The 17,176-nt window shown below is 41.7% G+C and carries 19 protein-coding genes and 1 other annotated feature; of the genes, 17 read left to right on the top strand and 2 right to left on the bottom strand.

The window, feature by feature from the left end:
- Positions 1 to 49 precede the first annotated feature (49 nt).
- From mreC to pheA, 14 genes are all read left to right on the top strand, one after another.
- Entirely contained in the window at positions 50 to 931 is an 882-nt protein-coding gene (gene mreC, locus JOC77_RS06335; protein ID WP_204540398.1) for a rod shape-determining protein MreC, read from the top strand.
- Entirely contained in the window at positions 928 to 1,440 is a 513-nt protein-coding gene (gene mreD, locus JOC77_RS06330) for a rod shape-determining protein MreD (protein WP_204540395.1), read from the top strand. Before mreC ends, mreD begins: the two co-directional genes overlap by 4 nt.
- Before the next feature lie 112 nt (positions 1,441 to 1,552).
- A complete protein-coding gene (gene minC / locus JOC77_RS06325; protein ID WP_204540392.1) occupies positions 1,553 to 2,233 on the top strand; it encodes a septum site-determining protein MinC in 681 nt (226 codons plus the stop codon).
- A gap of 2 nt (positions 2,234 to 2,235) precedes the next feature.
- Entirely contained in the window at positions 2,236 to 3,042 is an 807-nt protein-coding gene (gene minD / locus JOC77_RS06320) for a septum site-determining protein MinD (protein WP_204540389.1), read from the top strand.
- Positions 3,043 to 3,515: 473 nt separating this feature from the next.
- A complete protein-coding gene (locus tag JOC77_RS06315) occupies positions 3,516 to 4,274 on the top strand; it encodes a M23 family metallopeptidase (RefSeq protein ID WP_204540385.1) in 759 nt (252 codons plus the stop codon).
- Positions 4,267 to 5,133, top strand: a complete 867-nt coding sequence (locus JOC77_RS06310) for a M50 family metallopeptidase (RefSeq protein ID WP_204540382.1) — start codon at positions 4,267 to 4,269, stop codon at positions 5,131 to 5,133. The genes JOC77_RS06315 and JOC77_RS06310 overlap by 8 nt, the downstream gene beginning before the upstream one ends.
- Before the next feature lie 64 nt (positions 5,134 to 5,197).
- Entirely contained in the window at positions 5,198 to 6,676 is a 1,479-nt protein-coding gene (locus JOC77_RS06305) for an Rne/Rng family ribonuclease (protein ID WP_204540379.1), read from the top strand.
- Positions 6,677 to 6,756: 80 nt separating this feature from the next.
- Positions 6,757 to 6,835 (top strand) — a sequence feature (ribosomal protein L21 leader region).
- A gap of 16 nt (positions 6,836 to 6,851) precedes the next feature.
- Positions 6,852 to 7,160 (top strand): 50S ribosomal protein L21, encoded by a 309-nt coding sequence (gene rplU / locus JOC77_RS06300; RefSeq protein ID WP_204540376.1) that lies wholly within the window; start codon positions 6,852 to 6,854, stop codon positions 7,158 to 7,160.
- 10 nt (positions 7,161 to 7,170) lie between these two features.
- A complete protein-coding gene (locus JOC77_RS06295) occupies positions 7,171 to 7,506 on the top strand; it encodes a ribosomal-processing cysteine protease Prp (protein ID WP_204540373.1) in 336 nt (111 codons plus the stop codon).
- Positions 7,507 to 7,518: 12 nt separating this feature from the next.
- On the top strand, positions 7,519 to 7,809 hold the full coding sequence (gene rpmA, locus JOC77_RS06290) for a 50S ribosomal protein L27 (protein ID WP_101641318.1): 291 nt from the start codon (positions 7,519 to 7,521) through the stop codon (positions 7,807 to 7,809).
- Between the two features lie 140 nt (positions 7,810 to 7,949).
- Positions 7,950 to 8,483: a Spo0B domain-containing protein gene (locus JOC77_RS06285; protein ID WP_204540368.1), complete on the top strand. Its 534-nt coding sequence runs from the start codon at positions 7,950 to 7,952 to the stop codon at positions 8,481 to 8,483.
- A gap of 50 nt (positions 8,484 to 8,533) precedes the next feature.
- Complete coding sequence (obgE, locus tag JOC77_RS06280) at positions 8,534 to 9,829, top strand: GTPase ObgE (protein WP_204540363.1); 1,296 nt, start codon at positions 8,534 to 8,536, stop codon at positions 9,827 to 9,829.
- A 59-nt stretch (positions 9,830 to 9,888) separates the two neighbouring features.
- Entirely contained in the window at positions 9,889 to 10,338 is a 450-nt protein-coding gene (locus JOC77_RS06275; protein WP_204540358.1) for an ACT domain-containing protein, read from the top strand.
- 392 nt (positions 10,339 to 10,730) lie between these two features.
- On the top strand, positions 10,731 to 11,615 hold the full coding sequence (gene pheA / locus JOC77_RS06270) for a prephenate dehydratase (RefSeq protein WP_204540354.1): 885 nt from the start codon (positions 10,731 to 10,733) through the stop codon (positions 11,613 to 11,615).
- Positions 11,616 to 11,716: 101 nt separating this feature from the next.
- Here the strand turns inward: pheA and JOC77_RS06265 are convergent, their stop codons facing one another.
- Together JOC77_RS06265 and JOC77_RS06260 are read right to left on the bottom strand one after the other, a co-directional pair.
- On the bottom strand, positions 11,717 to 12,253 hold the full coding sequence (locus JOC77_RS06265; protein ID WP_204540349.1) for a transcription repressor NadR: 537 nt from the start codon (positions 12,251 to 12,253) through the stop codon (positions 11,717 to 11,719).
- Between the two features lie 56 nt (positions 12,254 to 12,309).
- The gene (locus JOC77_RS06260; RefSeq protein WP_204540345.1) at positions 12,310 to 13,449 is read right to left on the bottom strand and encodes an IscS subfamily cysteine desulfurase; all 1,140 of its coding nucleotides are present in this window, start codon (positions 13,447 to 13,449) and stop codon (positions 12,310 to 12,312) included.
- Positions 13,450 to 13,562: 113 nt separating this feature from the next.
- On the opposite strand from JOC77_RS06260, the gene nadB reads away from it, so the two are divergent.
- From nadB to nadA, 3 genes are read left to right on the top strand one after another with little or no spacing between them, the layout of a single operon-like run.
- Entirely contained in the window at positions 13,563 to 15,149 is a 1,587-nt protein-coding gene (nadB, locus tag JOC77_RS06255; RefSeq protein WP_204540341.1) for an L-aspartate oxidase, read from the top strand.
- Positions 15,136 to 15,972: a carboxylating nicotinate-nucleotide diphosphorylase gene (gene nadC, locus JOC77_RS06250; RefSeq protein WP_204540336.1), complete on the top strand. Its 837-nt coding sequence runs from the start codon at positions 15,136 to 15,138 to the stop codon at positions 15,970 to 15,972. The genes nadB and nadC overlap by 14 nt, the downstream gene beginning before the upstream one ends.
- Positions 15,973 to 15,993: 21 nt before the next feature.
- A complete protein-coding gene (nadA, locus tag JOC77_RS06245; RefSeq protein ID WP_204540331.1) occupies positions 15,994 to 17,100 on the top strand; it encodes a quinolinate synthase NadA in 1,107 nt (368 codons plus the stop codon).
- Positions 17,101 to 17,176: the final 76 nt, after the last annotated feature.

The raw sequence follows: 17,176 nt of genomic DNA, 5'->3' as shown, positions 1-17,176 counted from the left end.
AGATGGAGTGCCAGGGCCGCAATAGACCGAAATAAATAGAGGTGAAGTCATGCCGCAATTCTTTCTGAACAAAAGGCTGATTGTGCTGCTGGTTAGTATTATCATCCTGGTGGCATTGATAGGATTTTCTGTTAGGGAACGGGAAAAGCTCAGCTGGCCGGAGCAATTTCTAAAGGATACCACAGGTTTTGTTCAAAATATTTTCCATCAGCCCGTTCAGTTTGTTGCAGGTTTTGTTGAAAATGTAAATGATCTTCAGCATACATACCAGGAAAATAAACGATTAAAAACACGTCTGGACGAATATGTAAAGCTTAAAACTGAAGTCCAGGAACTTGAAAAAGAAAATGTTGAATTAAGAGACATACTTGATAAAAAAGAAAGTTTAAGAGATTTTGACCCTATACAGGCTACAATCATTGCCCGCAATCCAGACATGTGGCATGAAAAGACCATCATTAACCGGGGTAAAATCCATGGCGTTCAAAAAGACATGGCTGTTATTACCTCTAAAGGGCTGATTGGGAAGATAAAAATTACAACCCAGTTTACTTCCACTGTTCAGCTGCTGAGTTCAATGGACCCAAAAAACCGTATTTCTGTCGGTATCTATGGCAAAGGAACTATTTATGGGTTTATTGAAGGGTTTGATCAAAAAGAACGGCTGCTGTTAATGAAAAAAATCCCTTATGATGTAAAAATTAAAAAGGGTTCGGAGGTTGTAACATCAGGACTAGGCGGAGTTTTTCCGCGCGGACTTCCAGTTGGGAAAGTGGAGAAGGTTGAATCTGATCAATATGGATTAACTCAGGTTGCCTATGTGAAACCATCTGCCGAACTATATGATTTAAATCATGTAATCGTGGTAAAACGAAAGATATCTACAACTGAATCATCAAGTGGAGCTGGTGCAGAGGGGGATGATTTGTGAGTCGATTAATCATTCCGCTCTCCGCCTTTTTCTTTTTTATGGCTGAAAGTACGTACGCCGACTTATTTTCGGGAGAGCATTTTAATAGTTCTCGTATCTTCGTTCCTCATTTTTTATTTATCTTTATCCTTTTTTTGACGATATTTGGATCCACTAAATATGGCATTATTTATGGGTTTATATTCGGTTTTTTATTTGATGTCGTTTATACCGAGATCTTAGGAGTATATGCCTTTCTATTTGCCTTTTTAGCTTTAGTTGTCTCAAGGCTGATGAAGCTGGTTCATTCGAACATTTTTATAGCAGCTTTAATCTCAACAGCTGCTATTGCTGCGTTAGAAATATTAGTATACGAAGCTAACGGCTTAATAAAAGATACAGGAATGAATTTTACTGAATTTGCCACTATCAGGCTCCTGCCAACTCTGCTGTTGAATTTCGCTTTCATCATCATTTTAGCTTTCCCGATCAAAAGGATTATCGAAAAAGCGAATTTTGAAAGTGATTGACTCAGGTCCAATTCCTTATAGCGCAGAATCTTTTAAAATTGCCGCCTTACAGAGAAAAGGATTATGAAGAACAATGTCGAATATGTAATCATTGAGGTGAAAATTGACCGCCATGAGTAATAAATTGCTGCAAAACGTTATAATAAAAGGAACCAAAGAAGGGCTGACGCTCCATCTCGATGATTCATGTTCATTTCAGATGCTCATGCAGGAGTTGGATACCAAACTATCTGCTAACATCAGGACTCCGGAAAACAGCCCATCCATCAAGGTGCGGGTACATACCGGCAATCGATATTTAATTGATAAGCAGGAAACAGAACTAAAAGAAGTTATATTAAAAAAGAAAATATTTGATATTGAAGAAATAAAGTCAAATGTAATCACTCTAGAGGAAGCGAAACGGATGAAAGAGGAATCCGAAATCACTTCCCTTTGTGCCATCATCAGGTCCGGCCAGATCATTGAAGTACCGGGGGATTTACTGCTGATTGGAGATGTAAATCCGGGCGGTGAAGTCTCTGCCGGGGGCAGTATTTTCGTTCTTGGTACTTTAAAAGGAATAGCTCATGCAGGCAGGCACGGGAAACTTGAGTCTGTAGTTGCTGCATCTGTCTTAAAGCCGGCTATGATTAAAATAGGCGGCATAATGAATAGAGCACCTGAAGATTTTATGCAGGAGGCACATGAAATGGAATGTGCCTTTGTCGAAGATGGGCAGATTATAATTGATAGATTGCAAGTTTTAAAACAAAAAAGACCACACTTAAATAAATTTGAAGGGGGTTTCTAATCGTGGGAGAAGCTATAGTGATCACGTCTGGCAAAGGCGGGGTAGGTAAGACTACTACATCAGCGAACCTGGGAACATCCCTGGCGATTCTTGGCAAAAAAGTATGTCTGGTAGATACAGATATCGGCTTGAGAAATTTAGACGTGGTTATGGGCCTGGAAAATAGAATTATCTATGATCTTGTGGATGTAGTGGAGGGACGTTGTAAACTTCACCAGGCGTTAGTGAAGGATAAGCGCTTTGATGATCTTCTTTACCTGCTCCCAGCCGCTCAGACAAGTGACAAAAATGCTGTTACTCCGGATCAGATGAAGCAGCTGATTAACGGTCTTAAGCAGGATTATGACTACATTATCATTGACTGCCCAGCCGGTATTGAACAGGGATACAAAAACGCAGTAGCGGGTGCCGATAAAGCGATTGTAGTTACCACTCCTGAAGTATCCGCTGTTAGAGACGCAGACAGGATAATCGGTCTCCTGGAAAAAGAAGAAAATGTAGAAGCGCCTAAGCTTGTTATTAACCGGATTAGAAGCCATATGGTTAAAAGCGGTGAAATGCTTGATATCGATGATATTACTTCCCATTTGTCCATTGATTTAATTGGGATTGTGGCGGATGATGACCAGGTAATTAGAGCCTCGAATCAGGGAGAGCCGATTGCTTTAGATCCTAATAACAGAGCGTCTGTTGCTTATCGGAATATTGCACGCAGAATCCTCGGTGAAACCGTTCCTTTAAAACCCCTGGATGAAGAGCCAAAAGGATTTGTTGCGAAAATCAAAAAATTCTTTGGAGTCCGTGCATGAGTTTTGAAACAGCCTGTTAAAGGCTGTTTTTATTTTGGCTTTATTCGCTACTCTTGATATAACAGCGAAAAGATAAATAAACTAGGGGAGACCTTTACCGGGTGATATGGCTGGATGTTAAGGACAATAACAACTCTTCTACCTGTTTTCTTTCAATGCAGGTAAAATCTTATTTCCCTCCTCCTAACAATCAATTTTGCTCCAAGGGTAACCTTCCAAATAACGGATTGAACAAAAATCCATTTAAAGAACCTTAAAGCGCTGCTGCCCGATTGTTATTCTCTCGTCACTACTACCAGAATTTACATACTGCCTCTTTTTAGTAATGATAAGTTTTTGTTTATGTAACAACAAAGGCCTTTTATAAGAATTCCTCGCCGGACTTTGCCAGGCTCTCCAAAAACACAGGAATATATGGGACAAGTGTCTCATACATTTTTTACAGGAATTGTTGTGTGGAGGGGGTTTTTTATATGAATACCAGGCAAAAAGAAATCAGGGATAGAATTGCCAAAAGAAGAAAAATGCAAGAACAGAAAAAAGGCAGCTGGGCGGTTACTTATAAGAAGGAAGAGGATGGGTTCCATGGTACAGCCAGCTATGAAATTCCCCCGGAAACGGATCACCCCTTATTTCGAAAAGAAGTTTTCTATTTTAAAATTCTCGCGTCTATTGTCCTGTTCCTGATGGTTGCCATTATGTTTAGAATCCCAGTTCCCAGGTTTGAAGAAGCTAGAAATTTAGTCAGCCATTATATGAAAAAAGAATTTGAGTTTGCGGCTGCTAAAGATTGGTATCAGGACACATTTGGCAAGCCTCTTGTATTTATTCCTTCAGACAAAGAACCCGAAGTTACTGCAAAAAAGGGAAATGAGGAATTTGCTCAACCTGCTGCAGGGAAAATTTCTGAGTCTTTTCAGGCAAACGGGCAGGGGTTAATGATTGAGACAGATAAAGAATCTCCTGTTGAATCAACAAAGGAGGGCGTAATCATTTTTACCGGTAAGAAGGATAAGCTTGGCAATACGGTGGTTATTCAGCATAGTGATAAAAGTGAATCATGGTATGGTCATTTAGGTTCTATTGATGTCAGCCTATATGAAACGGTGAAAAAAGGGAAAATTATCGGGAAAGTTTCCAATACGGAAGATGGGGCAAAAGGCACTTTTTATCTTGCTATAAAAAAAGGGTCGCAATTTGTAGACCCGAAACAGGTGATAGAGTTTGAATGAATATTTCCGCCTGCTTACGAAGATTAGAATTCATTCCACTTTTTGGCTTGTTTTAGGAATAGGCGTAATAACTGCTCAGTTTATCCCGCTATGTATGCTTTTTTTTATCGTTATTATACATGAACTTGGTCATGCCATTGCGGCCCAGTTTTATTCATGGAGGATTAAATCCATTAAACTTCTTCCTTTTGGCGGTGCCTTAGAAACGGAGGAACATGGAAACAGGGGACTGAAGGAAGATTTAATAGTTGCCCTCTCAGGTCCTGCCCAGCATATTTGGCTGTGTATTTTAGGATATGCCTTAATGCAGGCGCAGCTTATCACTCAGGATTCTTTTTATCAGTTTTTCTATATGAATGCGGTGATTTTCCTGTTTAATCTCTTGCCTATTTGGCCCCTGGATGGGGGAAAGGTGATTTTTGTCTTGTTATCCCTTAAGTTTCCTTTTTTAGATGCACACAGACATACAATCGCTGCATCAACAGTTATAGCAGGTATAGGGCTGCTGGCTTTTTCTTTTTTAGCGCCTAATAATCTTAACATGTGGGTGATGGTTCTTTTTATTCTATTTTCCCTGCTGATGGAATGGAAGCAGCGGCATTTCGTATTTGTACGGTTCCTTTTAGAAAGGCATTATGGTCGGAATGAACGCTTTCAAACCTTAAAACCTATTCATGCTGACGTCAGCGAAAGCATTACGGCAGTTTTAGGAAAGTTTCAAAGAGGGTGTAAACATCCAATCATTGTTTCCAAAGAAGGCAAAGAACGCGGAGTGCTTGATGAAAATGAAATTCTTCATGCCTATTTTACCGACAAGCTGACAAATGTTAAAATGGGCGACCTGTTATACTCTTATTAACTATGGTATCCTTTCTTCAGGTAGAGCCAGCTTTGCTTGCTCCTCTCGAAGAAGGGGTTTTTTTATGAAGAAATTAATTGTGAATGCAAAAGGCAGGGAAAAAAGATTTGTGTTAATAAAAGACAACAGAGTAGTAAAGCTTGAAGTGCATCAGCCGGGACAAGAAAGTATGGCAGGAAATATTTATTGGGGCACCGTTACAAAAGTGCTTCCTGGCATGGATGCCGCTTTTGTTGATATTGGCGAGGAAAAGCAGGGTTTTCTGCATAGAGACCAGCTTCCTTCCTTTCAGCTTTCTGAATTAAAGTATGAAAAGAAAAAAAGTTTGCCGATAGGCCATTTTATCAGGCAGGGAGAAAAAATGCCCGTACAGGCGGTCCGCGACGGGAACGGAACAAAAGGACCCAAGCTGACTGGTGTGATCGAGCTTGGGGCAGAGAAAATAGTTGCTATGTTTGGAACGAACTATATTGGTGTTTCCAAAAAAATGTCCAGTTCGGATATTCAAAAATATTGGAGACAAATAGCGTTTGCGCAAAAAAAGCCGGGAGAAGGCTTTATTATAAGAACATCAATGGAAAAAGCAGCCCAGGAAGAATTTGCTGCGGAGCTGGAAAAATTACGTAAGCGGTGGGACGGTCTGTTGTCTAAGGCATCATCGATGAAGAAGCCAGGTCTGCTTCATAAAACGGATTCATTCATGGAGGCCGTTCTGAACGAAGCATTGGGCGGGCTTGATTCTATCATAATCGATGATTTTCCCTTCTATCAATCTGTAAGCGAAGGATTACAGCCTATGGCGGCTGAGGTTATATGGGAGAGGGGAACCGAAAATATTTTTTCTTCGTTCAACATTGAAAAGGAAGCTTCGGCTGCGTTAAAACAAACCGTTATGCTTGATGAGGGAATCTATCTCATCATTCAGGCAGCAGAAGCCTGTACCGTAATCGATGTAAACACCGGCAGTTATACGGGGAAATCAGAAAAGGAAGCTACTCTTACAAAAGCCAATATAGCTGCAGCAAAGGAAATAGCCATTCAGCTCCGGCTGCGGAATATCGGCGGCATAGTTGTAATCGATTTTATTAATATGCAGGAAGAGCATAATAAAAGAAAAGTGATCCAAGCATTAAAAGAAGCGCTTGCTTCTGATGAAATGCAGACACATATAGATGGATTTACAGGTCTTGGCATGCTCCAGCTTACAAGAAAAAAAGGGTCCCCTTCCATTAGTGATAAGCTTATGGTATCATGCCCTGTCTGCAGCGGAAGCGGACGTATAGAAAGTGCTGAGACGATTGCCTTCCGGCTGGAGAGAGATCTTCTAGAAGCTAGGAGAAGTGAGTCAGAGGCTGTCTGGATTGAGGCAGAAACAAGTGTTATCGAGGCTCTGGCTGGCCCTAAGAATGAACATTTACCTTTCGTTGAAGAGCTGGCCGGCAAAAAGCTGATTTTCACACAATGTAATTCCCCGATACCGGCCTATCAGATCCGCCACATGGGGAGTTTGGAAGAAATCCATTTGAGAATCGCAGGCAAATAGAAAAGCATAATCAGTTTCTTAAATAGTATTGACACATAGTCCTGATATATGTTATTATTTTTTATGTTATGTTTGTAGCACCCGTGCTACAACCGCGCAGATCAGGTTAAAGATTTTGCTAATAGCAGGACGCCTGTGATGGCGAGTCTGAGTTAATTAGAGGAGGTGCAAGTATATGTACGCAATTATTGAAACTGGCGGGAAACAAATCAAAGTTGAAGCTGGCCAAGCTATCACTATTGAAAAATTAAACGCTGAAGCTGGTGAAGTTGTAACTTTTGATAAAGTTTTATTCGTAGGCGGAGACAACGTGAAAGTAGGAAGCCCTGTTGTTGAGGGAGCTACTGTAACTGCTAAAGTTGAAAAACACGGCCGCGCTAAGAAAATCATCGTTTTCAAATACAAAGCGAAGAAAAACAACCGCAAAAAGCAAGGTCATCGTCAGCCATACACTCGAGTAGTTATCGACGCGATCAACGCGTAAGGCTAAACGAATGATAAAAGTTACATTTGATTATTCCCATGATGGTAAGGTTCATTCCTTTACCATGAGTGGGCATGCTAATTTTGCAGAACGAGGTCTGGATATCGTTTGTGCAGGTGCATCGGCTGTTTCATTTGGAACAGTTAACGCCATCATGGCGCTAACCGGTGTTGATCCTGAAATTGAGCTGGAAGGCGATGGTGGTTACCTTAAATGTGTAATGCCTCGGTCTATGCCAACAGAGACATCTGAGAAAGTTCAGCTGCTTCTGGAAGCCATGCTTATTTCACTGCAGACGATTGAAAGAGATTATGAAACATATATAAAAATCACACTTAATAAATAGGAGGTGGAACATATGTTAAGACTAGATCTTCAGTTCTTCGCTTCCAAAAAGGGAGTAGGTTCTACAAAGAACGGCCGTGACTCTATCTCTAAACGCCTTGGCGCTAAGAGTGCAGACGGTGAATTCGTATCTGGTGGTTCAATTCTTTACCGTCAGCGCGGTACAAAAATTTACCCAGGTCAAAACGTTGGACGCGGTGGAGACGATACTCTATTCGCAAAGGTTGACGGCGTAGTTCGTTTCGAACGCTTAGGCCGTGACCGTAAACAAGTTAGCGTATATCCAGCTGCTCAAGAAGCTTAAAACTTGCATCTAAGAAAACTCTAACCTCCTGGTTGGAGTTTTCTTTTTTTAGCTTTACTTTCTGTTATACTTAAAGGAAGCAATTAGCAGGATCAAGTTCCCTGCTGTTTGTAATATTTATGAAAAACGGGAGTTTTCAGATGGAAAAAGAGTGGAATGTTAATGACGTCATGAGACACTCCAGACATGATTGGCTCAATAAAATTCAACTGATCAAGGGTAATTTAGATTTAAATAAGCTCGATCGGGCAAAAGCTATAATAGAAGAGATTATTATTGAATCACAAAGTGAAGCGATGCTTTCTTCTTTAAATATGCCGCAGTTTTCTGAACTGATGCTTACCGGAAACTGGAATGGCTATTCATTTAAGATCGAATATGAAGTCATTGGGAGTGAGGGAGTATACCCGGAGCTGGACAAGCCTCTCACTTTATGGACAAAAGATCTGTTTTCAGAAATTGAGTCCAGCATTGAACCGTTTATGGAGAGTACACTAATCATAACCATTTTTAAAGAAGGCAAAAATATACGGTTTCTCTATGAGCTGCAGGGTAATATAACATCAGAAGAGAAAATAATGTCCTTTATCTTAAAAAAGCAGCAGGGCTTTCAAATAAACCTGTTACGTATGATAAGCGGAGAGTTATCTATAGAAATTACTGCAGATTCCTGAAGAAAGACTAAAACAGCTTAGTTATACATATATGAAAGGGAAGTGATGGAATGTTCGTCGATCAGGTCAAGATTTATGTAAAAGGCGGAGATGGCGGTAACGGATTAGTCGCGTACCGCAGGGAAAAATATGTTCCTAAGGGAGGACCGGCTGGCGGAGACGGCGGTAACGGTGCCAATGTTATTTTTGAAGTAGAAGAGGGTTTGCGCACACTCATGGATTTTCGTTATCAAAGGCATTTTAAAGCCCCTCGCGGAGAGCATGGCATGTCTAAAAACATGCATGGCCGAAATGCTGAGGATATGATTGTAAAAGTTCCTCCGGGTACGGTTGTAATGGATGAAGATACAAAAGAAGTGCTTGCTGACTTAACGGAGCATGGCCAGCGTGCCGTAATCGCAAAGGGCGGGCGCGGAGGACGCGGAAACAGCCGCTTTGCTACTGCAGCCAATCCAGCTCCTGAGATCTCTGAGAACGGGGAGCCCGGCCAGGAGAGATACATCATCATGGAGCTCAAATTACTTGCTGATGTAGGGCTTGTAGGGTTTCCGAGCGTTGGTAAATCCACTTTGCTTTCTGTTGTTTCTTCTGCAAGACCAAAAATTGCTGAATATCACTTTACAACGATTGCTCCGAATCTGGGTGTAGTGGAGACGGAAGACAACCGAAGCTTTGTTATGGCAGATCTTCCTGGACTTATTGAAGGAGCATCTGAAGGGGTAGGCCTTGGCCACCAATTCTTGAGGCATATTGAACGAACCAGGGTTATTGTCCATGTTATCGACATGTCAGGACTCGAAGGACGCGATCCTTACGAGGATTATGTAACCATTAATAATGAGCTGAAAGAATACAATCTAAGGCTTACCGAGCGTCCGCAGATTATTGCTGCAAATAAAATGGATATGCCGGATTCTGAAGAAAATTTGAATTCCTTTAGAGAAAGAGTAGGCAGTGATCTGCCGATTTTCCCAATTTCATCAGTAACGAGAGAAGGAATACGTGATCTATTATTTGAAGTAGCGGATAAATTAGAAACCACACCTGAGTTTCCTCTTGAGCATCAAGAAGAAGCTGAAGAAGGTCAAGTTAACCGGGTTATGTACAAGCATGAAACACCGGATAAAGACTTTGTCATTTCACGTGACCCGGATGGAACCTTTGTTATCTCCGGATTCAATATAGAAAGATTGTTTAAGATGACGAACTTTACCAGAGATGAATCCATAAAAAGGTTTGCAAGACAGCTTCGCTCAATGGGTGTTGATGAAGCACTCAGGGAAAAAGGCGCGGAAAATGGAGATGTCATCAGGCTTCTTGACTATGAATTTGAATTTATTGACTAACAGGCGGGTGAGGTCTTAAGGCATAATTCCAATTAGGCCATTAATGTTTGGGGGAGAACATGAATAAAACAGATAAGAAATTTTATTTGGTTCGTGAAGATGTCCTGCCTGAGGCCATGCAAAAGACTCTAGAGGCCAAAGAATTGCTGGATCGCGGAAAAGCCGAATCCGTCCTTGAAGCTGTTCACCATGTGGATATCAGCAGAAGTGCTTTTTATAAATACCGAGACACTGTCTTCCCGTTTCATACAATCGTAAAAGAACGGATTATTTCTTTGTTTTTCCACCTTGAAGACCGGTCTGGAACGCTTTCGCAGTTATTGGGTGTTGTTGCCTCCGCCGGCTGCAATGTTTTAACCATCCATCAAACGATACCTTTGCAGAACAGGGCAAACGTGACTCTTTCTCTGAATACAAACGGCATGAAATCAGATATTGATGATCTTTTGTCCCAGCTGAGAAAACTTGAATTTGTAGAAAAAGTTGAGATCCTGGGAACAGGAGCATAAAAGAAGCGCGCAGCTGATAGTGGCTGTGCGCTTTATTATTGTAAAGGGCGGAATGCCAAACTATTTGGTGGTGTCAGCCACATAAAAAGCAGAAATAGCCACATAAAAGAGTGTGCAAGCCACATAAAAGAGTGTGACAGCCACATAAAACATTGGGTTAGCCACATAAAATGTGAATTTAGCCATATTTTACTGTGGACATGAACTCCATAGGCTGTAATAGTGGAGGCAAATCAGGTAATTTATAACCGAAAGCAGCAAAAGTCAGGCCGGTATGCGACAGCTCAAAGTTTCCCTTCAAGCCGTTCCAATATAAATTTATAAATTTGTTGTAATTGTCAAAAAAATAGACTAAGATTAACAGTAATTTTTATTGTAGGGGAGAGACGGACTTGGGATATAGAGTAGCTTTTCTGGGACCTAAAGCGACATTTACGGATTTGGCGGCAGCAAAGCTGTTTCCTGATGAGGAAAGGATACCTCTTCTGACCATTCCGGAATGTCTGGATGCTGTACAGGAGGACCAGGCAGATATTGCGCTGATTCCGATCGAAAATACGCTGGAAGGATCGGTTAATATAACATTAGATTATTTGGTCCATGAGGTTGAACTGCCGATTCAGGGAGAAGTAGTGGCGCCTATCAGCCAGCATTTGATGGTGCATCCGAATCATAAAGAGCAGTGGGAGAACATTGAAACTATTTATTCCCATTCCCATGCGATCGCTCAATGTCATAAGTTTTTGCATAAGGAACTAAAAGGATCTGTTAGTGAGAGCGTGACTTCAACGGCTGCGGCTGCTCAATATGTTTTCGCACATCCTGAACTTAGGATTGCTGCAATTGCCAATGAACTGGCTGCAAAAGAATATGGCCTGGAAATTGTACGTCATAATATTCATGATTTCGCCCATAATCATACTCGCTTTATAGCTGTTTCAAAGGAAGCCATCCGTTTTAGAGGACATTCGGAAAAGGAGAATGGTTCGAAAACGACCCTCATGGTTACATTGCCTGCGGATCACCCTGGAGCTCTGCACCAAGTTCTCTCCGCCTTTTCGTGGAGAAAGCTGAATTTGTCTAAGATTGAATCCCGGCCGATGAAGACAGGGCTCGGAAATTATTTTTTTATTATTGATATTAATATGGAAATGGATGAAGTTCTAATCCCCAGCACGATTTCTGAACTTGAAACGCTGGGTTGTACCGTCAAAATTCTGGGCAGCTATCCAAGTTTTTTAATTTCAAATCAATCGAAAACTTTCAGTGAAACCTAAAAGAAGGTCTGACCAAGGGTCAGGCCTTTTCATATTTTAGAAAAAGTTATTGATTTTCACGTTCCTGCGCAGGGACTATAGCACGGGGAATTTATCGGTTATTAGTGGATTAAATAGCCTGCATCTTTTAACGCCGCTACTGCCTGATTCAAAGTGTTTTCATTTGATGCAGAGATGGTATGCAGGTGAATGCCTTCCGTTAGTTCAGAAAGGTAGGCGGCATTCGTTTGTTTAATCTTTTCAAGAAACTGGTCAACCTCATGTCGGTTGGAAACCATGATGGATGCGGTTAAATCGCCATACACAGGATGCTCAACTTTAACGTCCTTGACAGTAACCCCCAAGTCGACGAGTATGTATAACTCTTCTTTCGCCTGTCCGGGTGAATGCTGGCAGGCGATTGTTCGTTCAGATAATGCAGGTGAAGCAGGAGTATGTAAAAATAAGTACCCCTGGCTTGTTGCGATAATAGGTTCATTCCTTGCTTTTAGTAATGTTATATCTCCCACAATGATCTGCCGGCTTACGTTTGTCAGACGGGCCAGCTCTGATCCTGTAATAGGGGCATTACTTTCTTTTAACAGGTCGAGCAGCCGGTTTCTCCTGCTTTCTCCAAGCAATTTTTTTTCTTCTTTCATGCTTCGACGCTCCTTAGTCTTAGAGGAAATTATTTTAACCATTTTACCATACGAATTCAAATATTTATAATGATTCCTGATTGGCGGACAATGTCTGCAGCCGCCTGGCTTAAAGCACGGATGTCCTCTTTTTTCACATGCTTCCCCAGTGAAATTCTAAGTAATTCCTTCGCCTGATCCGGACTCTTTCCCATAGCGATCATGGTTTTGGAAGGGGCCTGCTTTCCGATTTGACAGGCGCTGCCCGTGGAAACTGCGAAGCCTCTTCTGTTTAGTTCCAGCATCATGTATTGGCCTTGAATGCCTGGAAATGAAAGGCCGATGATATAGGGTGCCTGCTGACAGGATTTAAAAATGGTATGGGGTATGTCTTCTTGCTTTAGGAATTGAATGAAATCTTTTCTTTGCTTCTTCAGATTCATTAATTCATTTTCCCGGTTTTCAAAGGCTTTTTTTGCCGCTGTAATAAATGCAGCTATGGCCGGAACATTCACGGTTCCCGGACGATACCCAGCTTCATGAGAAACATGCTCGTAAAAGGGGGTTGGAAGAGTCCTTGGAAATATAAGCGCACCTGTACCTTTTGGACCGTATATTTTATGGCTCGATATGGATATGCTGTCTGCTGACCTCATTACTGCTTCCATATCCAACTTCCCGAACGACTGCACAGCATCTACATGTAACCAAGTTTTTCTCTCGCCCAAGATGGAGCGTATTTGTTCAATAGGCTGAATGCACCCTATTTCAGGATTAACATGCTGAACCGTTATAAGAGAAATATCTTCTGTTTTTATAAGATATTCAAAGTGCTGCAGATCAATTTGACCATCAGAAGTATGTTGTAGATAAACTACTTTCCTGCGCTCCTTCTCAAGCATAGTTAAATAATTCGAAATCGAAGAATGCTCTGTCCTGCTTGATAAAATCGTTTTTTTACGACAAAGAGCGGATAACAGGGTCTGGATAGCCAAAATGTTGCTTTCAGTGCCGCCGCTTGTAAAAATAACCGACAGTTCCGAAACATTAAGCAGCATTGAAATCTCCTTCCTGCAAGCAGATAGCAGATTAGAAGACATTCCACCCAGATTGTGAAGACTAGAGGTATTTCCGTAAAAATCCTTAGAAGCTTCCATAAAAACATGTAATGCATCCTTATCCATTGGAGTGGCTGCTGCATAATCAAAATAAATCATAAAGTTTCCTCGCTATCATAAGTTCCCGGCTTAATGAAAAAACCCTTGTCATTAGTTTAATAATATGCAAATATAAGTGTCAAGACACCTGTTAAAACAGGAGGAAAATACATATGGTCCATACCGATGTTTTAATCATTGGGAGCGGGATAGCTGCGCTCCAAACAGCTTTAGAAGCAGCCATTGAAAAAAATGTGATAATCATCACAAAGTCTATAGTCCGAAACAGCAATTCCTATTTAGCGCAGGGTGGTGTTGCGGCATCTGTGGCCCCGATGGATACGGTCGACAATCACGTGGAGGATACGCTGGCTGCCGGATGCCGGCATAATAATAGCCAGGCCGTGTACGAGGTTATAGAAAAAGCACCTGACGCTATACAAGACCTGATCGAGTCCGGATTTACATTTGATTATGATGCCGAAGGAAAGCTTGCATTGGGCCTGGAAGGGGCTCATGGTGAAAGGCGTATTCTGCACAGTAAAGGAGATTCAACCGGAAAAGAACTGATTGAACACCTATTAAATAAAGTCCAACAGAATCCAAACATTAAAATAATAGAAAACCAAATGGCTATAAAGCTATTAAAAAATGTACATGGAGAATGCATTGGGGCAGTGTGCAAGGATGGTGAAGATACTGCATTCCGTTACTTTGCGCACCATACTGTTCTCGCTGCTGGCGGATGTGGTGCATTGTATGAATATACCTCGAATTCTCCGGAGATTACAGGTTCAGGCCTGGCTTTAGCTCTGAAAGCAGGTGCAGAGCTTGCCGATATGGAATTTATCCAGTTTCATCCTACCCTATTATTTGTGGATGGAGAAACAAAGGGGCTCATTTCGGAGGCAGTGAGAGGCGAAGGGGCTAGACTGGTTACCGATACAGGCTATGAAATCATGAATAACGTCCATCCTTTAAGGGAGCTTGCTCCAAGACATATAGTGGCTCAAACCATTTTCAGTTATCTGGAGGATGGCATACCGGTATATTTGGATATAGCAGCAATTACTGATTTCGAGACTCGATTCCCAAGCATTGCGGCATTATGTGAGTCCACCGGAATACATGTATCCCGTGGAAGACTTCCCGTTGCTCCGGGGGCTCATTTTTTAATGGGGGGAATCAAAACGGATTTAAAAGGCAGAACCGCCGTCCCGTTCCTGTATGCTGTGGGGGAAGCAGCCTGTACTGGGGTGCATGGTGCTAACCGCCTGGCAAGCAATTCGTTACTTGAAGGCCTTGTTATTGGTAAAAACCTGGGGATGCTGCTGGGCCAGCAGACACTAAGACCTCAGTATACATTTCAGATCCATGATGAGGAAGTAATAGAAACTTTAAGGGCCCCCTGTTTGCCTGACATTTCTGAATTAAAAAGCAAGATGATGAAACATGCAGGTATTATGCGGAATGATCATGATTTAACCTGCTTGATAAATTGGCTGGAAAGCTTTTCAATTGATTCCATTCTGCATGCTAATTATGAAATTATGCCTTTGGAAGAAACCAATCAGATGTTGAGTCTCTTGACTGCTTACATGATTGCAGGATCAGCCATTGAACGGCTGGAAAGCAGAGGGAGCCACTGCCGGTCAGATTTCCCGCACGAGAAAGAGGATTGGGAAGGGAAAATGATTTCCTGGAATGTGAATAGGCTGACGAACAAGCTAAAAAGGAGTGAGTATGTTGAACAAAATTAAGTTGATGCAGGCATTGCAGCAGTTTTATATTGAAGATATAGGTGAGCGGGATCTTACAAGTGATATCTTGTTTCAAGATAACAGCCGTGGAGAAATTACGTTTGTTGCAAAAGCAGACGGAATTTTTTGTGGGAAAGCAGTCATTGAAACAGGTTATAAACTGATGGATGAAACAGCAGAGATAAATATATGTAAACAGGATGGACAGGAGATAAAAAAGGGGGGCATTCTTGCAGTCGTTCAGGGTGACATTGCCAGTCTCCTAAAAGGCGAAAGAGTGATTCTAAACCTTGTTCAGAGAATGAGCGGGATTGCAACAAATGCACATAAAGCTTCTGAGATTGTAAAAGGAACCGGGATTAAAATATGTGATACGCGTAAGACCACTCCCGGCCTACGTATGCTTGAAAAGTATGCGGTTACGTGCGGAGGAGGCTTCAACCATAGGATGAGCCTGTCCGACTCAGTCATGATTAAGGATAATCATATATCTTTTGCTGGTTCTATAGCAAAAGCAGTTCATAAGGTAAAAGAAAAAATCGGCCATACGGTCAAAGTGGAAGTAGAGACGGAAACAGAGGAGCAGGTGCTTGAGGCTGTTGCTGCCGGGGCAGATATCATCATGTTCGATAACAGGAAGCCAGAAGAAATCAGAGAATTAATTTCTCTTGTCCCAGACGGAATCATTACCGAAGCCTCAGGTGGCATTTCTTTCGATAATCTTGCCGAATACCGTAATACCGGCGTTCACTTCATCTCTTTAGGATGTTTAACGCATTCCGTCCAGGCTCTTGACATTAGCGTTAAGGTTCTGGCCAAGTAGAATTTCAAAAGGGGGATTATGATGAATATACTTGACGCAGTTAGAGAACGGCATCAAATGATTCCGGATAAATACCTGCAGATGTCTAAGGATGAAATGGAACAAAGAGTTCGCGAAATTAAACAGAAGCTTGGAAAGTCGTTGTTTATCCCAGGCCACCATTATCAAAAAGATGAGGTCATCCAATTTGCTGATGCCACTGGAGATTCCCTTCAGCTGGCTCAAATCTCAGCTCGGAATAAAGCTGCCAAGCATATTGTTTTCTGCGGAGTCCACTTTATGGCGGAAACAGCAGATATTCTTACTGAAGACACTCAGAACGTGTATCTGCCCGATATGAGGGCGGGATGCTCAATGGCCGATATGGCTGATATTGCCCAGACAGAGGCGGCCTGGGAAGAGCTGCAAAGCATATACGGTGATACTATTATCCCGTTGACTTATGTGAATTCAACAGCAGATATAAAGGCTTTTGTCGGCAGGAATGGCGGTGCTGCAGTAACAAGCTCAAATGCTAAACATATAGTAGAATGGGCATTGACCCAGAAAGAAAGAATTCTCTTTCTGCCCGATCAGCATCTAGGCAGAAATACGGCTTATGATCTCGGAATTCCCCTGTCGCAGATGGCGGTCTGGAATCCCTTTGCCAAAAAACTTATTACAGAAGAAAATATTCAGGATTTAAAAATCTTATTATGGAAAGGCCACTGTTCGGTACATGAAAACTTCACGGTTCAAAATATTATCCAGATTCGTTCAGAGAAGAAGGACATGAAAATTATTGTCCATCCTGAATGCTCCCGTGAAGTAGTAGAACTTTCAGATTACAGCGGTTCGACTTCATATATTATTAATATGCTTGAAAAAGCAGAGCCTGGCACACAATGGGCGGTTGGAACAGAAATGAACCTCGTTAATCGTCTGGCACAGATACATAATGATAAAACAGTCATATCGCTTAATCCTCAAATGTGTCCATGTCTCACTATGAATAGAATTGACCTGCCTCATTTATTATGGTCTTTAGAATGCATAGAGGAAGGAAATCCTATTAACCGGATCAAAGTAGCCAGGGAAACCGCTGAGGAGGCAATTCTTGCCCTTGATAGGATGCTGGCTATTGTTTAAATGAATTATTGTCCCCCTACTCCTAGGAGCGGGGTTTTTTTTGCGTATTAAACCAACTAAAGCCCGCTGTTTATTC

Source organism: Peribacillus deserti (genome assembly GCF_016909175.1).
GTDB lineage: Bacteria > Bacillota > Bacilli > Bacillales > DSM-1321 > Paraperibacillus > Paraperibacillus deserti.
Note: the sequence above shows the minus strand (reverse complement) of the source record. Positions and strands in the feature narration are given on the sequence as shown.